Below are 18,512 nucleotides of genomic sequence, written 5' to 3'. Positions count from 1 at the left end.
ACGCGTGTATCACTTATGACTGCGGGAGTGGCCGGCGCTGGCTGCGCCGTGATCGTGCAAGGGATGGCCGCAGGCCCGTCCGCGCCGATGGCCCGCTATGTGATGGATGTCAGCACCACCAGCGGCATGGCCGCGATGGGCGGTGGCATGGGCGGCGCGATGAGCATGATGTTCGGCGGTGGAGACCGTGAGGCGCGGTCGATCGAATTGCGCCTGGGCTCCAGCCTGTCACCCACGGGCGGTGCCCCCAAGGCCGATCACTTTCCCCCGGTGAGCGCGAAAATGGGCAAGGCGCTGCCTTTGACCAGCCCGAAGCCGGCAACACCCGGCGAACCGGGAAAGGACAAGGAATACAGCAACCAGTTTCAAAAGCCGAAGGGCCGGCTGCTGCTCTATTGGGGCTGTGGTGCGAAAGCGGGCAAGGGCCAGCCGGTGATCATCGATTTCTCCAAGCTGGCCAAGGGCCAGATGCCGCCGAACCTGTTCACCACGCGGGTGCCCACGCCCGATACCGGGCCGATGCTGACCAACAGCCGCACTTATGGTGCATGGCCTGGTGACAAGGGCGGCAAGCAACCAACCAAGGCGTCGTCGCTGCTCGGCGAACATCGCGTGGCGGGCAATTATGCGCCAGAGATCAAATTCACCTTGGGCCAGGATTTCATGCCGGCGATCAACGGCAAGGCGCGCGATCTGCCCGGTGGCGCTGCCGATCTATCTTGGAATTCGGTGACCAATGCGACGGGCTATTATGCCTGGGCGATGGGCGCGAAAGACGCGGGCGGCGATTCGGCGGATATGGTGTGGTGGACATCCTCGGCCGCGCGCGATTTTGGCGGGGGGCTGTGGGACTGGTTGCCACCCGAAACCGTCCGCCGCCTGATCACCGAAAAGGTGGTGATGCCGCCGACGCAGACGAGTTGCACCATTCCGGCCGAAGTGAAGGCCGCATCGCCCGGCTTCCTGATGGGAAATCTCTATGCCTATGGCCCGGAAGCGCATTTCGCTTATCCGCCGCGCCCCGCCAATGCGGCGGCTGCCTGGAAGCCCGAATGGACGACGCGCGTGCGTTTCCGCTCGAATACGAGCTGGCTGATCGGCGGACCTGACATGGGCGCTGCGATGTCGGGCGACGATGGCGCGAAGCCCAAGGGCAAGAAATGCAAGGGCGGCCTGGGCGGAATATTATCCGGCGCGATCGGCGCGGGCTGCTGAGCGTTTGAGGGCGAAGCCGCCGCTCAGCCGGAAAGCTGGGCGGCGCGCTTTGTAGCCAGGGCGTCAAAGATCATCCCGCCGGCCATGAACACCGCGCCGGTGCAGGCGGCGGCGAGCAGCCATCCGCCATAGCCGGGATATTGCACCATGTAAGCCTTGCCGCGCTCCGCCGCGCCGACGGACAGCGCGTAGATGATCAGGCAGGCTTCGAAACGGGTCTTGATGACGAACAGACGTTTTACGCGCTTCCACATGCCAAAAGTTAATGCACACTCCGTGCCAGCGGCGCAATGGGCCGGGGTCGCGTTAAAGATTAAGGTTAACTGTTAAATTGCCCGACACTTGGCGTCAGGCGAGGTCTTCCAGATCAAGCAAAGCCAGCAGCGAGGCCCGCGCCATGCGGACATGCCCGGCGAAATTATAGTCATCCAGATCCGATGGCGTGATCCGTTCCGGCCAGCGGCCCGAAACGAGCGATTCGATCAGGTCGATCTTCGCTTCATCCAGCAGGAAGCGTGGGTCGATCGTGGCGGGATCGGCCACCACGCGCAGGCGTAGACACGCAGGCCCGCCGCCATTGGCCATGGACTGGCGCACGTCCACGGGGATCAGACGGCGGATCGGACCATTGCCGGCGACATGCTCTTCCAGCCACGCCCATACCGCGGGCGTTTCCTGCGCTTCGCTGGGCAGGACCAGCGCCATGCCACCCCCGCCGGGCAGCGTCACGAGCTGGGCGTTGAACAGATAGGAACGGATCGCCTGGGCCAGGCTGACTCGCGCCGCGGGGACTTCAACGATTTCCACATCGGGCATGATCGCCCGCAAATCGGCGAAGAATCCGGCCTTGTCGGCAAAGGCCTGTTCGTGCGCGAACAGAACCCGCTCATTGGCGACCGCGACCACATCATTGTGAAACGCCCCCGCCGCAATGGCTTCGTCCGACTGCGCCACGAAGAGGGCGCGCTGTGGATCAAGCCCGTGATAGCGCGCGACGGCTCTGGAGGCCTCGACATGCTGGCGGGCGGGGAAGGGGCCGCCGCTCTGGCCGTAAACAAACACTTCAAACCCCGGTGCGGCATGATCCGGGCACAGTCGCATGTGATTGGCCGCGCCCTCGTCGCCAAAGGGGGCGGGGGCCGGGCCGTGCACCACGAAAGCAGGATGGGCAAAGGCCAGCCGGAGCTGCGCGAGTGTGCCCGGCCATTCATGGCTGCGGTGCGGCATGGTCTGAAGATTGGCGACCGTCAGGTGCGTCCTGCCATCTGCCGTGTCGGGCGCGGGGGATATGGTGGCGGCATTCGCCGCCCACATGGGCGAAGCGGAAAAGGCACAGGCGCGGATATGCGGTGCGGCATCCGCCAGATTGGTGCCCAGCGATGCGAGCCAATCGAGATTGGGGCGGTCATGCGGGAGCAACAGCCCCTGCGTCAGGCCCAGCCGAAGATTGGCGCGCATCTTGGCCAGCCCCTGCAAGGCGGCGGCGCGGGGCTGGGATATCCCGCCGGCATTCTTGGCAGAGGCCAGATTGCCGAGACTGAGACCCGCATAATTATGGGTCGGGCCAATCAGGCCGTCGAAATTGATTTCAGTGAGCGGCATTCAGCACTCCATCACCAGCGCGAGACATGGGTGATCGTATCCCCGATTTTCACATCGAGCAGCGCTGCGCCCTGCGGATCGATCGCGACGCCATCGACGCGGTTTTCGATCTGCGCATAAGCAGCGACGAAATCACCGAGCCGGCCGGTGGAAACAAGCGATTTGGCACCGTCCCCGCCGATTTTCGCGATTGCCACGATCGGCGCGGTCCTGGCTTCCATAATGCTGCGCACCTTGTCGGTTTCCGCGGTCATCGTCGGGCCGCCGTCAAAGATGTCGATATAGGAATCGAACTTGAAATGCTCATTCTCCAGCATCCGCATCGCCGCCCTGCCGCTGGGATGCGGAATGCCGATCACGGCGCGCGCACTTTCCGGCAGCATCGCAGTGTAAATGGGATGCTTGGGCATCAGGTCGGCGATGAACTGATTGCCGTGGATCGCATTGAACCCGTCGGCATCCTGGAAATTCATCCCGAAGAAGCGGCCCGCCAGTCCGTCCCAGAAGGGCGAGCCGCCGGCCTCGTCGATCACCCCGCGCAATTCGGCCAGGATACGGTCCCCGAAACGCGCGCGGTGTTCGCGGATGAAAAGATAGCGGCTGCGCGCGATCAGCAGACCGAGTCCGCCCGCCCGTTCGCCGGGATGAAGGAAAAGCCCGCCGACCTCGCTCGCCCCCTCCAGATCCGTGGAAAGCGTGAGCATATCCGCCCTGAACGTGCGCTTCAGTTCCTGACTGTGCTGCGTGAGCGTGCCGATGCGATAGCTGTAGAAGGGCCATTTTTGCCCCACCTGACTGAACAATTGGCAGGTGCCGCGCACCTCTCCGGTTTCGGCATTTTCCAGCACCAGCACGAACAGATCGTCGGTAATCATATTGTCATCGCGCGAAAGCGCGGCATCCGATCGTTCGAGCTTGTCGGTCAGCGATGTGCGATCGGCGGGCAGGTTCGTAAACCCCCCTCCGGTCAGCTTCGCCATCTCGTAAAGCGGCTGGAGATCCCCGGCGTGTGCCGCCCGCATTCTGAAGCTCAAATCAATCCCCTTTCGGCTATGCGCATGATTGTCAGCGCGGACAGCGCGGCGCGTTCGGCAAGCGACTCCACGATCAGAAATTCATCCGATGAATGAATCGCGCCGCCCCGCACGCCCATCGTATCGACCACCGGAACCCCGCACGCCGCGATATTGTTGCCGTCGCAAACCCCGCCCGTGGATTTCCAGGCGACGGGGATGCCCAGATCGGCACCGGCCTGCTTCACCAGCCCGAACAGGCGCTCGGCGGCGGGATCGATCGGCTTTGGCGGGCGACCGAAACCCCCATGGAGATGGATATGAACATCATGCTCGGCCGCGACGTCCGTCACCAGACGGTTCAGCAGAGCCTGCGCCCGGGCTTTGTCCGCCGACGTCGCGGGCCGGAAATTGACGCGGAGCACGGCATGATCGGGCACGACATTATTGGGACCGCCGCCATCGATCCGCGCGGGATTGACCGCAAGGCCGGGTGTGACCGCCTTTTTGAGCCGCAGCGCGAGATCGGCTGCAGCGACCAAGGCGTTGCGGCCATCTTCCGGATTGCGCCCGGCATGGGCGCTGCGCCCCGTCACGATGAGCGAGAAATTGCCGCTGCCGGCACGCGCGCCGGCCAGCGTGCCATCGGGGAGCGCGGGCTCATAGGTGAGCGCCGCCAATTTGCCCTTGGCCAATCGCGCGATCAGCGCGGCGGATGACCCCGAACCCACTTCTTCGTCCGAATTGATCAGCACGTCATAACCGATAATGGACGCGGCGGGCGAGGCTTCGACGGCGTGGAGCGCAGCCAGCATCAGCGCGATGCCGCCCTTCATATCCGCCACGCCGGGACCGTTCAGCGTGCCTTCGTCCAGCCACGCAAGCTGCTGAAACGGATGATCGATGGGAAACACCGTATCCATATGCCCGGTAAACAACATCTGCACCGGCGCATCGGGTCGCACGCTGAGATGCAGATGCCGGCCATGATCGATCATGCTGACAATGCCATCCGGCGTCACGCTCTCGACCGGATCGGGCTGCGCCAGTCTCAAATCGCCGGGCAGCGCCGAAAAGCTGTCTGCCAACAGCTCCGCCATCGCCGCCAGTCCCGCCAGATTGCGTGACCCGCTGTTGATCGCGGCCCAGCGCTCCACCTGCGCAAGCATCGGCGCGGCGCGGGCCGTTTCGATCGCGTCTTGCTCGGCATGGGAGAGAAGTGTCATCCGGCGCTTCTAGTGATCTATGGGGCCGGGGTGAAGGGGCAAGGCTCTCTCTGCTTCGGCTTCAATTCTGCCTCGATACGCGCTAAGCGACGCGTCATCATGACCCAGAATATTTGTGTCGCCGCGCTGTATCGTTTCGCGGCCTTTCCCGATCCCGCGGCTCTCCGCGATCCTTTGCTCGCGCTCTGTAAAGATCAGGGCGTGAAAGGCACGCTATTGCTGGCCACCGAGGGCATCAATGGAACGATTGCAGGGGCGGCCACCGCGGTGGAAGCCGTGCTCGATCATCTCCGGACCTTGCCGGACTGTGCGGCGCTCGAGGTCAAATATTCCAGTGCGGACACGATGCCGTTTCACCGGATGAAGGTGCGCATCAAGCGCGAGATCGTGACGATGGGCGTGGAGGGCGTGGATGCGCGCGATCCCGGGCGCTATGTTGCGCCGACCGAATGGAACGCGCTGATCAGCGATCCCGACGTGATCGTGATCGACACGCGCAACGATTATGAGGTCGGCATCGGCAGTTTTCAGGGTGCGATCAACCCGGCCACCACCCATTTCGGCGAATTTCCCGGCTGGTTTCGCGATTACCGCGCGACGCTGGGTGAAGATGCGCAGCCCCGGATCGCGATGTTCTGTACCGGGGGCATACGCTGCGAAAAGGCGACTGCCTTTCTCAAGGCCGAGGGCATAGTGGATGTCTCGCATCTGAAGGGCGGCATCCTGGCCTATCTCGAACAGATGCCATCAGCGGAAAGCTTGTGGGAAGGTGAATGCTTCGTGTTCGACGAGCGCGTGGCGGTGGGGCACGGCGTGGCGCAGGGCAGCTACATGCTGTGCCGGGGCTGTCGCGCGCCGGTCAGCGCCACCGATGCCGCCTCGCCGCTATATGTGGAAGGCGTCAGTTGCCCGGCCTGCGCAGGGTCCCGCGATGCCCAGCAACGCGCCCGTTATGCCGAACGCCAGAAGCAGGTGGAACTGGCCGAAGCCCGCGGCGAAACGCATATCGGGGATGCTGAGACCGCACTGGCGGATCAGAAGTCATAGACCAGTGAGGCGCGGCTCAGCGTGTCGGTCGTGCGCCGGCCGTCGGGCGGGTTGCTTTCATATTGCACATTGTAACTCAGCCGGGCCGATAGCGGGCCGACCACTTTCGCGGTGAACGCCGTCGTCCCGTTGAGCGTGCTGGTGACGGCGTCGGCATAGAGCGCCGCATTCTGGGTGAACGAAATTCCCGGTCTCGGCTTCCAGTCCAGCGTGAAAGATCCGCGGCCGGCGACCATCGGCTCGAACCCGCCCTCGCTGAACTGCGTGAGACGCAGCGCCGGCCCGGCCTCCAGATCGAGCTTCAGGCGCTCGCCGCCGATCGCGCGATAACCCATGCCGCCGGATAAAGTATAACGGCTGTCATAGCCCAGGAAGGGATCATGCTCATATTGGGCAAGGCCATAAGCAAAGCCCTGCTCGCTGAACTTGTAGCGGGGTTGCCAGGACGTCAGCACGCGCTGCCGCGTCGTGATCCCGTCGCTTTCCTGATAATCGCCCTGGATGATCACGCTATGTCGCCATTGCGCGCTTTCCCGCGATACGTTTACCGCGGCGGTGGCCCCGATATATTCGCTATTTCCAGTCGCGAGAAAGCCCCCTAGTTCCGCACTGCCCTTCCAGGGAATAAGCGGAACAGCGGCCGGGTACAGCGTCGGCTGAACCGCCGCGACCTGCAAGGACGGCATGACCGGCTGGGGCAGACCGGATTTGCGTGCGGCCACTACCGCGTCGATCGTCGCTATATCATCGGGACTTGCCAGCTTGGCATATTTCGCGATGGCCGCGATTTCCGCATCGTCGCCACTCGCAACCGCGGCATCGAGCATGACCCTGACCGCATGAGGCATGGCCGCGGCGGGCGCTGCACAGCAAAATGCCGGAGCGAGAAAAGCGGCCAGCAGCGCGCGCATCAACAATGTCTCCCGAGCGTGCAAATTGCAGTCACGATTTTACGTTGCAATGCGGCAAGAGCAAGGCCGCGTGCGGCAGGCAGCACCGGGAGATGGTTGAGTGGTGATCAAAGTCCCATTCAGATCTTGGTCCAGATTCTCGAAATCTTGATCGGTGTTAAGGAAAATCGGGAAACAATCTCGTTTTCGTGCATTTTGAGATGTGAACATCAAACTGGAACCAAGACGCTCATGAAACGCCGTGCCCTCATTGTTGAAGACGAAATCCTCGTCGCGCTCGACATCGAGAATGCCTTGCGCGAATTGGGGATCGAGGTCGTCGGGATCGCGGCAGACAGTCAATCGGCACTCAGCATGGCGGCAGACGTCGATTTCGCGCTGGTCGATATCAATTTGCGAGACGGCCAGACCGGGCCGATGATCGGGCGGACATTGGCGCGCGATTATGGGGTATCCGTGATCTTTGTGACGGCCAACCCCTCGCTTCTGGGCGATGGCGTTGAAGGGACGATGGGGGTCCTGACCAAACCCTTTTCGGATCAGGGAATCTCCGCCACGGTAAGCTATATCACCATGCGAGACGCCGCCCGCGATGTCTCGCCGCCGCCCGGACTGCATCTCTTCAACTAAATCAGGATCAACGCGACAGCGAGATCAGCGGGATCGTGATCCGTGCGTGCAGCCCGTCACCGTCCCACGATTTGACGATGTCTCCGCGCAATTGATCTCTTACGCTGAGCTGGATGAGCCGCGATCCGAAGCCCGTCAACTCCGGCCGTGTGCCTATAGCGGGGCCGCCATGCTCGCGCCAATCTATCAAGCAATCATCGTCACGCACTTCGATGCTGACATCGACCCGGCCACGCGCGCGCGAAAGGGCACCATATTTCGAGGCATTGGTCGCCAGTTCATGGAAAAGCAGTGCCAATGGGGTGGCGGCGCGGTCATCAATGGCTGGATTGTCGCCCTCGATGTGAACACCGCGGCCGTCGGCATCGCCATAGGGTTCGAACAATGCGCCCAGCAACCCCTGCAGATTGGCCGGATCCTCGGACGGGCGCGACTCCCGGCTATGAGGCCGCACAAAATCATGGGCGCGGCCGAGCGACTGGATGCGGGTCCGCAGATCGTCAGCAAGGGGTTTGATCTCCGGCCGGGTGCGCGCCGAAAGGTTGATCAGCCCAGCTATGACGGCGAAGATGTTCTTGATCCGGTGACTGAGTTCCTGCGCGACGATTTCGCGTTCCTCGGCGATGCTCTTGGTTTCGTGAATATCCGTGCAGGTGCCGAACCAGCGGACGATGTGGCCGGCATCATCGCGGATCGGCATCGCGCGTCCCAAGGTCCAGCGATACTCACCGCTGTGATGTCGCAGCCGGTATTCGATCTCATAAGGTTCGCCCGTTTTCAGCGACTGGCTCCAGCGCTTAAAGGCGCGATCCTGATCGTCCGGGTGGAACATGTCGTTCCAACCCTCGCCGTCGGTCGATCCGGCAGGAACGCCCGTGAATTCATACCAGCGCGCATTATAATAATCATGAAAGCCATCGGGCAGCGTGGACCACACCATTTGCGGCATCGTGTCGGCCAGCACATGGAAGCCCTGTTCGCTTTCGCGCAGGCGGCGGTCGTCAGCCAATTGGCGGCGCAATCGGCGGCGCAGTTCGAGCTGGGTCATCACCTGCGCGGCGAGCACTTCGAGCCCCATGGACTGCAGCGAGGTGAGATGTTCGCGCGGCGCTGTATCGATCACACACAAGGAACCCAGAGGAATGCCTTCAGGCGAGACCAGCGGCGCTCCTGCGTAGAAGCGGATATCGGGCCGACATGTGACCAGCGGATTATCCGAAAAACGCGGATCGAGCGTCGCGTCCGGGACGACCAAAATCTCGTTTTCCAGCATTGCAAAGGCGCAGAAGGACTGGCTGCGGGGCGTTTCCGTCGCGTCCAGTCCGTGGCGCGCCTTGAACCATTGCCGATCGGACGTGACAAAGCTTACCAGCGCGATCGGCGTCTCGCACAAGGCACTGGCGAAATCGACGATATCGTCAAAAGGCTTTTCAGGCGCGGTATCGAGAATGCCATATTCTTCGAAAACGCGCAGGCGCTGTTCTTCATCGAAATTCAAGAGAGACGGGCTCCAGGACAGAGGGGAGCGAACAGCAAGGCTACCATGGCACATACGCCACAAAGCGGCAATGGTTCCGCGACGTCAACGATCTAGGCGCGGTCCAGATGCGGGGCGAATGCGGCCAGAATGTCCTCGTAGAGCGCCTTTTTGAACGGCACGATCAATGCGGGGAGGTCGGCGGGGTCCGCCCATTTCCAGGCGCGGAATTCGGGATGCTCGGTTTCTATGTTCACATCCGCATCGGTGCCGGTGAAGCGCGCGAGAAACCAGATCTGTCGCTGGCCGCGATATTTGCCTTTCCAGATCCGCCCGACGAGTTCGGCCGGAAGATCGTAAAACATTTCATCGGGGGCTTGGGCGACAATTTGGATATGTTCGGGGGCGATGCCGGTTTCCTCACCCACTTCGCGCCGCGCTGCGGTCTCTGCATCTTCGCCCGGATCGATCCCGCCCTGCGGCATCTGCCACGCCTCGACGACGTTATCGAGCCGCTGGCCGACAAAGACTTGGCCCTCCGCATTGAGGATCATGACGCCCGCGCAGGGACGATAGGGCAGGGTTTCAGGATCGATGCTCATCCGCGCGTCACTGGCCGGTTTTGCTCCTTTTGTCGAGCATGAGCGCTGTGCGGCACGCTGCATCCGTCGCATTGGGCGCGCAGAGCCGCACGGTGCCGAATTTGGCCAGTTGCGCGCGCGCCGCGGCGTCCGGAATGGGTGGGGTCGCCGGGGCGAAGCCCTTTCCCCTTATGGCATATTGCACCGAATAGACATTCTGCGCGTCGCGATAATGCAGCACCAGATTTTGTTCGCCGCTATTGCCCACAGCGCCGGGATAGGCATTGGCAGCCACCTTGCCGCAGCCCTTGGAGATCATCGCCATGGACAGTCCGCTGCCGAGATCGCGGGTCTCCAGAACCTTGTAGAAAAAACCGGCGGCGCAGCCGGCTTCATTGCGGAAAAGGCGCGCCGCCAGCGCTGCATTGTCCAGCCGGGCAGCGCCGCCGCCCTTGACCGATGTCACGGTGACCAGCCGGGACCAGCGTTCCGATGTTTCGCCATCCGGCGCGAATTCGAACAGGAATTGCCGTTCATTCTGCGCCTTGAACACGGGCACGAAATTACGGAGCATGTCGAAGGTCAGCACCTTGCCATATAGGCCCAGGGTCATGCCCACGGGCTTGACGGGGCTCTGCTTCAGGGCGGCGCGCATGGCGTCGGCCTGCGCCTTGATCGCCTGGGGGCTATCGATCTGCGCCTGGGCGGGGTTGAAGGGGCACAGGCAGGCCAGAGCCAAAGCGGCGCGGATCATCGTCATGGGCAAATCCTTATCCTGTCAGGAGCGCATTATCGTGGCTTCGTCCTGGGGCACGATACCTCTGTATGTTGCCAGAGCGCCAGCCCTATCCCTGAAGTATTGCTTCAGATCGGCACCTGCTGGCTGATGCAATGAAAGCTGCCACCGCCGACCAATATGTGATCCGCGCGCTGGCCGGTGACATGGCGATCGGGGAAAAGTCTCTGGATCGCCGCGATCGACGCTTCGTCATTGGGCGCGCCATAAAGCGGGACGACCACGGCGGCATTGCCGATGTAGAAATTCATGTAGCTCGCCGGGATGATTTCGCCATCGCGCCGGACGAGGCCGGGGGAGGGGATGGAAACCGTCTCGATCCCCATCGCCGCCGCGCGCACGCGGGCATCGGCATAGATGGCCGCATTGGGATCGTCATCGCCTTCTGGCGCAGGCACCGCCAGCACATTGGGCGCCACGAAGCGCGCGAGATTATCGACATGGCCATCGGTATGATCGTTCAGCAGGCCATCGCCCAGCCACAGGATGCGCGTCACGCCCAGTGCATCCTCAAGCCGCGCGGCGATATCTTCGCGGGTGAGGTCGGGATTGCGGTTCGTGTTGAGCAGGCATTGTTCGGTGGTGACGGCCAGGCCGGTGCCATCCACATCGAGCGCGCCACCTTCGAACACCCAGCGGCAGAGCGTGACGGGCAGGGCTATCGTGGCGGCAAGCCGTGAACCGATATCCTCGTCGCCCGGCATCTCATATTTGCCGCCCCATCCGTTGAACCCGAAATCTCGGGCTTCGCGGGCGGTACCCGTATCGACGATGATCGGGCCGGTATCGCGCAGCCAGATATCCCCGAAACGATGCTCCTCCACGATCACGCCGGGCGCGGCCAGCGCGCGCGCGGCTTCGGCCGAGGAGGCATTGGCGGCAATCAGGTGGACGGCTTCGCCCTTGCCATCGGCATGAACCGCATTGGCAAAGGCCGCGACTTCGCGCCGCGCGGCATCGATCACGCCCGGCCATTCCGCATCATGACTGGGAAAGCCGATCCACACGCGCGCGTGCGGTGCCCATTCGGGAAGCATGGTTTTGGTCATCACTCTCTCGCATCAGACTCAGCCGTCACCCTGAACTTGTTTCAGGGTCCATTTGGAAGTCCCGACCATCGTGCGGCGGATAAATGGATGCTGAAACAAGTTCAGCATGACGGAGAGGTTTAGGCCATTGGAACAGCGTCTCTACTGCCCAGCGCGGCTCTTGTCGCGGATCGCGCGAAATTCGTCAGTCGGCATCCAATTGGGCCAGGCATCGCTGTCCGCCAGTTCGCGGCCGATCGTGTAATAAAGCTGGAGATCCTGCACAGCGCCGCCCCAGTCCCAATCGGGATTATATTCATCCTGGGGCTTGTGATAGCGATGGGTCACATAATCCTCGGCGGCCGCCATGCCGGCTGCCGTGCCGCCCTTTTCCAGATCGTCGCCGCTGCCCGCGGCCAGCATCGGCACGCCCAGCTTGGCGAAGCTGAAATGATCCGAACGGTAATAATGCCCCTTTTCCGGGGTGGATTCCGCCGTGATCACACGCCCCTGCGCTTTGGCGGCGCGCGCCAGATAATCGTCCAATTCGGATTTTCCGGGACCGGTGACGGTCACGTCACGGGTGCGGCCGAACAGATTGAGGCTGTCCATATTCACGCCGCCCACGGTCTTGCCCAGCGGATGCAGCGGGTTTTCGGCATAATATTGCGAGCCGAGCAGGCCGGATTCCTCGGCGGTCACCGCCACAAACAGCATCGAGCGGTCTGCCGCACCCGCCTTGGCATAGGCTTCGGCCAGCGCGATCAGGCCCGCCGTGCCGCTGGCATTGTCCACCGCGCCATTGCAGATGTTGTCGCCCTTCACCGCCGGACAGATGCCCAGATGATCCCAATGCGCCGTGAACATCACATATTCGTCGGGCCGCGTCTTGCCCGGCAGCAGGCCGACGACATTCTTCGAAGCCTGTTTGCGGATGCTGGTGTCGAACGACACGGATGCCTTCACCCCCAGCGGCACCGCCTTGAAGCCCTTCTGCCTGGCGGCAGCGGACAGCGCGTCGAAATCCTGCCCTGCGCTGGCCATCAGCTTTTTCGCGGCATCGAGCTGCATCCAGCCAATCGCGAGAGACTGATCCATATGGCCATCGGCCGAATCCGCGCCCAGCCGGGGGCCATCCCAGGATCCTTGGATCACGCCCCAGGGATAGGCGGCGGGTTCGGTATCGTGGACGATGATCGCGGCGGCGGCACCCTGACGCGCGGCCTCCTCGAATTTATAGGTCCAGCGGCCATAATAGGTCATCGCGCGGCCGTTGAAATCGCCGTCGAGCGTCTTGGTCTGATAATCGGGATCGTTGATCAGGATGATGACGGTCTTTCCCTTCACGTCCAGCCCGGCATAGTCATTCCAGCCCTTTTCGGGCGCATTGATGCCATAGCCGACGAATACGGTATCGCTATTTGTCACATCGACATGCGGCACGACGCGATTGGTGCCCACCACCATATCGGTGCTGAAGGCGAGCGAGACGGGCGTCTTGCCGCCGGTGAACGTCATGGGAGAGATATTCTTCGCGGTGATCTCCACCAGCGGCACATCCTGATACCAGCTTGTTCCGTTACCGGGCTTCAGGCCCGCTTTGGCGAAGCGGTCGGCGATGAGCTTGATCGTCTTTTCCTCGCCGGGCGTCGCGGGCGCGCGGCCTTCGAAACTGTCATCGGAAAGCGTCTTGGTGACGTCCTTCAGCGTGGTGAGCGAGATATCGGGCGCTTTTGCGAGCGCGGTGCTCGAAAGCAGGGCGAAGGCCAACAGGGCGGTGGTGGAGCGGATCAACGCAGGTCTCCGAAATGTTTCATATGAGACCGCTTTTGGCGAAGGTCGCGGGAGCGCACAACGAAAAAGGGCGGCCATTGCGGGCCGCCCTTTCGATTTTGCTTCGGGTGAAACCGATCAGCGCGAATAGAATTCGACGACCAGATTGGGTTCCATCTTCACCGGATAAGGCACTTCGTCGAGCGACGGCACGCGGGTGTAGGTCACCTTGGTGTTGCCATCGGGCACGACATAATCGGGGATGTCACGCTCGGCGAGGCTCTGCGCTTCCATCACCAGCGCCATTTCCTGCGCCTTCTTGCCGAGGCTGATTTCGTCACCCGGCTTCACGAGACGCGAAGCGATGTTGCAACGAACGCCGTTCACGAAGATGTGGCCATGGCTCACGATCTGGCGGGCGGAGAAGATCGTCGGCGCAAACTTGGCGCGATAGACCACGGCATCCAGGCGACGCTCGAGCAGACCGATGAGGTTCTGCGAGGTATCGCCCTTCATGCGCGATGCTTCGGTATAGTTCTTCTTGAACTGCTTCTCGGTGATCTCGCCGTAATAGCCCTTCAGCTTCTGCTTGGCGCGGAGCTGAATGCCGTAATCGGAGACCTTGCCCTTGCGGCGCTGGCCGTGCTGGCCGGGGCCGTATTCGCGCTTGTTGACCGGGCTCTTGGGCCGACCCCAGATGTTTTCGCCCAGACGGCGATCGATCTTATACTTGGATGCGTTACGCTTCGACATAGTGTGTCCTTCAATTGCTACAACGTCTCCTGCCCCGAGGGGCAGGTTGTTCCCGGTACGTCGCTCTATGCGGAACAAGAGTCCGATAGGGCCACCGCTTCACCGAGGTGCGGGGCCAATTGCGAAGCGGGGCCGTTAGACCGGCTGCCGCGCAGAGTCAAGAATGTGCGGTCAGCTTCTGTCCCTGGGCGCGGCCAGGCTGGAGAGAACGCCACGCAATGTGCGCACCTCGCCGCTGTTCCAGCCGGGCTTGGTGAGCAGGGTGCGCAGCATCCGGCGCGTGACCGGGGTGCGATCGGGCGGGAAGAAGAAGCCGGATGTGACGAGCATCGCATCGAGCTGCGCGATCATGCCGTCCAGCTCGTCCTGCGGCGCGGGCGGCTCGATCTCGATCGTCGGCGGGCTGGCGAGCGCTTCGCCCTTCGACCATTCATACACCGCAAGCATCACGGCCTGCGCCAGATTGAGCGACTGAAACTGCGGGTTGATCGGCACGGTGATGATCTTGCGCGCGATCGCGACGTCGTCGGATTCGAGGCCGGAGCGTTCCGGCCCGAACAGGATCGCGGATTTGGCGGCCGTGCTGCGGATTTCCCGCGCGGCGTCTTCGGGCGTGACGACGGGCTTGGTCACCCCGCGCTTGCGCACCGTGGTGGCGTAGACATGCGGGCAATCCGCCACGGCTTCGGCCACGGTCTCGAATACGGTGGCGTTCGCCAGCACGATATCCGCGCCCGATGCGGCCGGGCCGGCAGACGGATTGGGCCAGCCATCACGCGGAGCGACGAGCCGCAACTCGGTCAGCCCGAAATTGAGCATCGCGCGGGCGGCTTTGCCGATGTTTTCGCCGAGCTGAGGGCGAACGAGAACGATGGCGGGCGGCGGGGCCAATCTGTCTCGACCGCGCATCTCGGCTTCGCTCGATGCTGGCTCGACACCAACGGGGCGGGGAATGGACGAGGAATGGGCTTCCCCCTCCCGTTCGTCCCGAGCAGATGTCGAGCTTGTCGAGACATCGTGTCGAGGGATTCTGCGGCTGGGCGGCTTGGAAAAATGCGCCAATTGTGCCCAATCGCTTTTGATCAACGCTTCTTTCTTGATGCGAGACCAGTTTTTGATCTGAGATTCGGCGGTCAGCGCCTGTTCCCGTGTCTGGAAATCTTCGGACCACACCAGTTCGACCGGCCTGCGCTTTTGGGTATAGCCCTCAATCTCGCCATGCTGATGCTGGCTGATGCGATGCTCCAGGTTTTCAGTATGGCCGACATAATAGCTGCCATCGGCGCAACGCAGCATATAGGTAAAAAAGCTCATGCGCTTCCATTAGAGCCTCGGCTGCGCTCGGCATAGTCCCTCCACTGCGCTCGGGATAGACGGTGTGGGGTTAAAGGACAGGACTAACTCCCCATTTCCTTCACCGATCCTGCAAATTCCTCGAAATCCTTGGCCTCCGTGAAATCCTTATACACGCTGGCGAACCGGATATAGGCTACGCTGTCCAGCGCCTTCAGGCCGTCCATCACCATCTCGCCCACGCGATTGGCCTGGATCTCGCTTTCGCCGCTTGTTTCGATCTGGCGCTGGATCGCGGTCACAAGGCGTTCGATGCGGATGGGTTCGATCGGGCGTTTGCGGCAGGCGATGGCGATCGAGCGTTCGAGCTTTTCGCGTTCGAACGGCTCGCGCCGGCCCTCGCTTTTCACGATCGTCAGTTCGCGAAGCTGAATCCGTTCGAACGTGGTGAACCGCGCGCCGCACCCCTCGCACTGCCGCCGCCTGCGGATGGCCGCCCCGTCTTCAGTGGGGCGGCTGTCCTTCACCTGGCTGTCATCATGGCTGCAAAAGGGGCACTTCAACGATCAGAAACCCGGATAGATCGGGAAACGATTGCACAACGCCTGGACGCGCTCACGCACATTGGCCTCGATCTGGCCGTCGCCCGCCTCGCCATTCTTGCGCAGGCCATCGAGGACATCGGCAACCATATTGCCGATCTCGCGGAATTCCGCGGGGCCGAAGCCGCGCGTGGTGCCCGCGGGCGATCCGACGCGGATGCCGCTGGTCTTGACCGGGGGCAGGGGGTCGTTCGGGATGCCATTCTTGTTGCAGGTGATTGCCGAGCGTTCCAGCGCTTCGTCCGCATCGCGCCCGGTGACGCCCAGCGGGGAGAGATCGACCAGCGCGAGATGCGTATCCGTGCCGCCCGAAACGAGGTTCGCGCCGCGCTCCTTGAGCGTGGCCGCCAGAATCTTGGCGTTTTCGACCACGGCCTTGGAATAGCTTTTGAATTCCGGCTGGAGCGCCTCGCCGAACGCCACCGCCTTGGCGGCGATGACGTGCATCAGCGGGCCACCCTGCAGGCCGGGGAACACCGCCGAGTTGATCTTCTTGGCGATCGCCTCGTCATTGGTCATCACCATGCCGCCACGCGGGCCGCGCAGCGTCTTGTGCGTTGTGGTCGTCACGACATGGGCATGGCCAAAGGGCGTGGGATGCACGCCGCCGGCCACCAGGCCCGCGAAATGCGCCATGTCCACCATGAACAGCGCGCCGACTTCATCCGCGATCGCCCGGAAGCGCGCGAAATCGATGTGGCGCGGATAAGCCGAGCCGCCGGTGATGATCAGCTTGGGCTTATGTTCCTTCGCCAGCGCCTCGACCTGATCGAAATCGATCAGATGCGTTTCGGGATGGACGCCATATTGGATCGCGTTGAACCATTTGCCCGACATCGCGGCACGCGCGCCGTGCGTCAGGTGACCACCGGCGTCGAGGCTGAGGCCCATGATCGTGTCGCCCGGCTTGGTGAGCGCGAGCATCACGGCACCGTTGGCCTGCGCGCCCGAATGCGGCTGCACATTGGCGAAACCGCAATCGAAGAGCTGTTTGGCGCGATCGATCGCGATCTGCTCCACCTCGTCGGAAGGCGCGCAGCCCTGATAATAACGCTTGCCGGGATAGCCCTCGGCATATTTGTTGGTGAAGACCGAGCCCTGCGCTTCGAGCACGGCACGCGAGACGATGTTTTCCGAAGCGATCAGCTCGATCTGGTTCTGCTCGCGCGCGAGTTCGTGGCGCACGCCGGCGAAGATGGCGGCATCGGCATCGGCCAGGCCGCGCGTGAAGAATCCATCGGGCTGAACATCGTTCAGATTGGCGGGGTTGGTGCTCATAGGGCCTCCTGCGGATTGGACAGTTTATCGACGCGGCCGCTGTGGCGGCCGCCTTCAAAGGATGCGGTGAGAAATTCGGCGAGGCATTCCTTCGCCATATCCGGGCCGGTCAACCGCGCGCCCATGGCGATCACGTTCGCATCATTGTGCTGGCGCGCCAGGCGGGCGGAAAGACTGTCGGATACCCGCGCGCAGCGGCACGCGGGATTGCGATTGACCGCGATCGAAATGCCGATACCCGATCCGCACAGCGCGACGCCGAAATCGGACAGGCCCGCGGCGATGTGCGCGGCCAGCTTATAACCATAATCGGGATAATCCACGCGATCGGCGGTTTCGGGGCCAAGATCGGTCACGTCATGACCCTGCTCGCGCGCCCAATCGGCAAGGACCGTTTTTAGGTCGATCGCGGCATGATCCGATGCGAAACCGATGCGCATGTGGCGCTCCCAAGACTCTGTGGTGACTCGAATGCGCCCCCATTAGGCGAGAGCCGGCGGGATTGCCACCATGGATTGCCGTTCGTCGAGGTCTGGACAGGGGAGGACACAAACGCTCTAACCGGGCGTTACCGACGCAAGACAAATGCACAATAAGGATATGCCCATGCGCTTGACCCTCTCGATCGCCGCCGCGACGCTGCTTCTGGCGGGTTGCGGCGCCAAGACCGACACGGCCGATAATGTGGCCGTGATCGACGACAATGCGATGGCGATGGAGGATGTTCCGGCCAATGAAGAGCCGGGCGTGATGAATGACGAAAGCATGGCTGACGCTCCGGTGACCGACGCCTGGATCGGCAAATGGACCGGCCCCGAGGGACTGGCGCTGGATATCGCGAAAACCGAAGCGCCGGGAAGCTATAAGGTCACCGTAAACCTGCTGGATGGTGCTGGCAGCTATGCGGGCACGGCGGATGGCGACGTGATCACCTTTATGCGGGCGGGCATCAAGGAAACCATCCGTGCCGCCACGGGCGACGAAACAGGTCTCAAATATCTGGCAGGCAAGCCCAATTGCCTGATGATCAAGCAGGCCGAAGGATTTTGTCGCGGCTGATGTGATCCTTGTCACACAGACGTCGCTGATTGCGGTGTAGGGAATCGCTAGCCGGTTCCTTTGCCAATCCTCCCGAGCAGCGAAAGAATCCGCTAAAAGGCCCGTCCGCGTCATCGGGCGGGCCTTTACCTTTCCAGCGTCTCCAAACTGAAGCAGATCCGTCACCCGCCGGTCACCAGCCGCGCCTATCGCCGCGCCATCACAATGCGTGGAGTGATGGGATGAACG

19 protein-coding genes are annotated in these 18,512 nt (G+C 62.5%); 4 read left to right on the top strand and 15 right to left on the bottom strand.

What is annotated here, in order from left to right:
• Positions 1–15: 15 nt before the first annotated feature.
• Positions 16–1,215 carry a hypothetical protein gene (locus FHS49_RS06030; RefSeq protein WP_246350399.1) on the top strand — a complete coding sequence of 400 codons (1,200 nt, stop codon included), beginning with the start codon at positions 16–18 and terminating at the stop codon, positions 1,213–1,215.
• Positions 1,216–1,238: 23 nt separating this feature from the next.
• Here FHS49_RS06030 and FHS49_RS06025 read toward each other — a convergent pair whose 3' ends face one another.
• From FHS49_RS06025 to FHS49_RS06010, 4 genes are all read right to left on the bottom strand, one after another.
• The gene (locus tag FHS49_RS06025; protein ID WP_184016385.1) at positions 1,239–1,469 is read right to left on the bottom strand and encodes a hypothetical protein; all 231 of its coding nucleotides are present in this window, start codon (positions 1,467–1,469) and stop codon (positions 1,239–1,241) included.
• 94 nt (positions 1,470–1,563) lie between these two features.
• Complete coding sequence (locus FHS49_RS06020; protein ID WP_184016383.1) at positions 1,564–2,817, bottom strand: N-succinylarginine dihydrolase; 1,254 nt, start codon at positions 2,815–2,817, stop codon at positions 1,564–1,566.
• 11 nt (positions 2,818–2,828) lie between these two features.
• Complete coding sequence (locus tag FHS49_RS06015) at positions 2,829–3,851, bottom strand: arginine N-succinyltransferase (protein ID WP_184016381.1); 1,023 nt, start codon at positions 3,849–3,851, stop codon at positions 2,829–2,831.
• On the bottom strand, positions 3,848–5,056 hold the full coding sequence (locus FHS49_RS06010; protein ID WP_184016379.1) for a hydrolase: 1,209 nt from the start codon (positions 5,054–5,056) through the stop codon (positions 3,848–3,850). The genes FHS49_RS06015 and FHS49_RS06010 overlap by 4 nt, the downstream gene beginning before the upstream one ends.
• A 99-nt stretch (positions 5,057–5,155) precedes the next feature.
• Here FHS49_RS06010 and trhO point away from each other — a divergent pair, with 99 nt between their 5' ends.
• Positions 5,156–6,103, top strand: a complete 948-nt coding sequence (trhO, locus tag FHS49_RS06005) for an oxygen-dependent tRNA uridine(34) hydroxylase TrhO (protein ID WP_184016377.1) — start codon at positions 5,156–5,158, stop codon at positions 6,101–6,103.
• Here trhO and FHS49_RS06000 read toward each other — a convergent pair.
• Positions 6,091–7,014, bottom strand: coding sequence for a DUF481 domain-containing protein (locus tag FHS49_RS06000; RefSeq protein WP_184016375.1), 924 nt, complete (start codon positions 7,012–7,014; stop codon positions 6,091–6,093). The genes trhO and FHS49_RS06000 overlap by 13 nt on opposite strands.
• A gap of 231 nt (positions 7,015–7,245) precedes the next feature.
• On the opposite strand from FHS49_RS06000, the gene FHS49_RS05995 reads away from it, so the two are divergent.
• Positions 7,246–7,644: a response regulator gene (locus tag FHS49_RS05995; RefSeq protein ID WP_184016373.1), complete on the top strand. Its 399-nt coding sequence runs from the start codon at positions 7,246–7,248 to the stop codon at positions 7,642–7,644.
• 7 nt (positions 7,645–7,651) lie between these two features.
• On the opposite strand, the gene FHS49_RS05990 is transcribed toward FHS49_RS05995, so the two are convergent.
• From FHS49_RS05990 to FHS49_RS05945, 10 genes are all read right to left on the bottom strand, one after another.
• Complete coding sequence (locus FHS49_RS05990; protein ID WP_425502671.1) at positions 7,652–9,142, bottom strand: PAS domain-containing protein; 1,491 nt, start codon at positions 9,140–9,142, stop codon at positions 7,652–7,654.
• A 92-nt stretch (positions 9,143–9,234) separates the two neighbouring features.
• On the bottom strand, positions 9,235–9,723 hold the full coding sequence (locus FHS49_RS05985) for an RNA pyrophosphohydrolase (protein WP_184016369.1): 489 nt from the start codon (positions 9,721–9,723) through the stop codon (positions 9,235–9,237).
• A gap of 7 nt (positions 9,724–9,730) precedes the next feature.
• Positions 9,731–10,462 (bottom strand): hypothetical protein, encoded by a 732-nt coding sequence (locus tag FHS49_RS05980; RefSeq protein WP_184016367.1) that lies wholly within the window; start codon positions 10,460–10,462, stop codon positions 9,731–9,733.
• A gap of 104 nt (positions 10,463–10,566) precedes the next feature.
• Positions 10,567–11,547, bottom strand: coding sequence for an agmatine deiminase family protein (locus FHS49_RS05975; RefSeq protein WP_184016365.1), 981 nt, complete (start codon positions 11,545–11,547; stop codon positions 10,567–10,569).
• Positions 11,548–11,688: 141 nt separating this feature from the next.
• On the bottom strand, positions 11,689–13,398 hold the full coding sequence (locus FHS49_RS05970; RefSeq protein WP_184016363.1) for a M28 family metallopeptidase: 1,710 nt from the start codon (positions 13,396–13,398) through the stop codon (positions 11,689–11,691).
• Between the two features lie 39 nt (positions 13,399–13,437).
• Positions 13,438–14,052 (bottom strand): 30S ribosomal protein S4, encoded by a 615-nt coding sequence (rpsD, locus tag FHS49_RS05965; protein WP_184016361.1) that lies wholly within the window; start codon positions 14,050–14,052, stop codon positions 13,438–13,440.
• Positions 14,053–14,223: 171 nt separating this feature from the next.
• A complete protein-coding gene (locus FHS49_RS05960) occupies positions 14,224–15,366 on the bottom strand; it encodes a TrmH family RNA methyltransferase (protein WP_184016353.1) in 1,143 nt (380 codons plus the stop codon).
• A gap of 83 nt (positions 15,367–15,449) precedes the next feature.
• Positions 15,450–15,908, bottom strand: coding sequence for a transcriptional regulator NrdR (nrdR, locus tag FHS49_RS05955; RefSeq protein ID WP_184016351.1), 459 nt, complete (start codon positions 15,906–15,908; stop codon positions 15,450–15,452).
• A gap of 3 nt (positions 15,909–15,911) precedes the next feature.
• Positions 15,912–17,225, bottom strand: a complete 1,314-nt coding sequence (glyA, locus tag FHS49_RS05950; protein WP_184016349.1) for a serine hydroxymethyltransferase — start codon at positions 17,223–17,225, stop codon at positions 15,912–15,914.
• Positions 17,222–17,665 (bottom strand): RpiB/LacA/LacB family sugar-phosphate isomerase, encoded by a 444-nt coding sequence (locus tag FHS49_RS05945; RefSeq protein ID WP_184016347.1) that lies wholly within the window; start codon positions 17,663–17,665, stop codon positions 17,222–17,224. The genes glyA and FHS49_RS05945 overlap by 4 nt, the downstream gene beginning before the upstream one ends.
• A gap of 166 nt (positions 17,666–17,831) precedes the next feature.
• On the opposite strand from FHS49_RS05945, the gene FHS49_RS05940 reads away from it, so the two are divergent.
• Entirely contained in the window at positions 17,832–18,284 is a 453-nt protein-coding gene (locus tag FHS49_RS05940) for a hypothetical protein (RefSeq protein WP_184016345.1), read from the top strand.
• Positions 18,285–18,512: the final 228 nt, after the last annotated feature.

The sequence above is a fragment of the Sphingobium boeckii genome, from assembly GCF_014199215.1.
Classification (GTDB): Bacteria; Pseudomonadota; Alphaproteobacteria; order Sphingomonadales; family Sphingomonadaceae; genus Sphingobium_A; species Sphingobium_A boeckii.
Note: the sequence above shows the minus strand (reverse complement) of the source record. Positions and strands in the feature narration are given on the sequence as shown.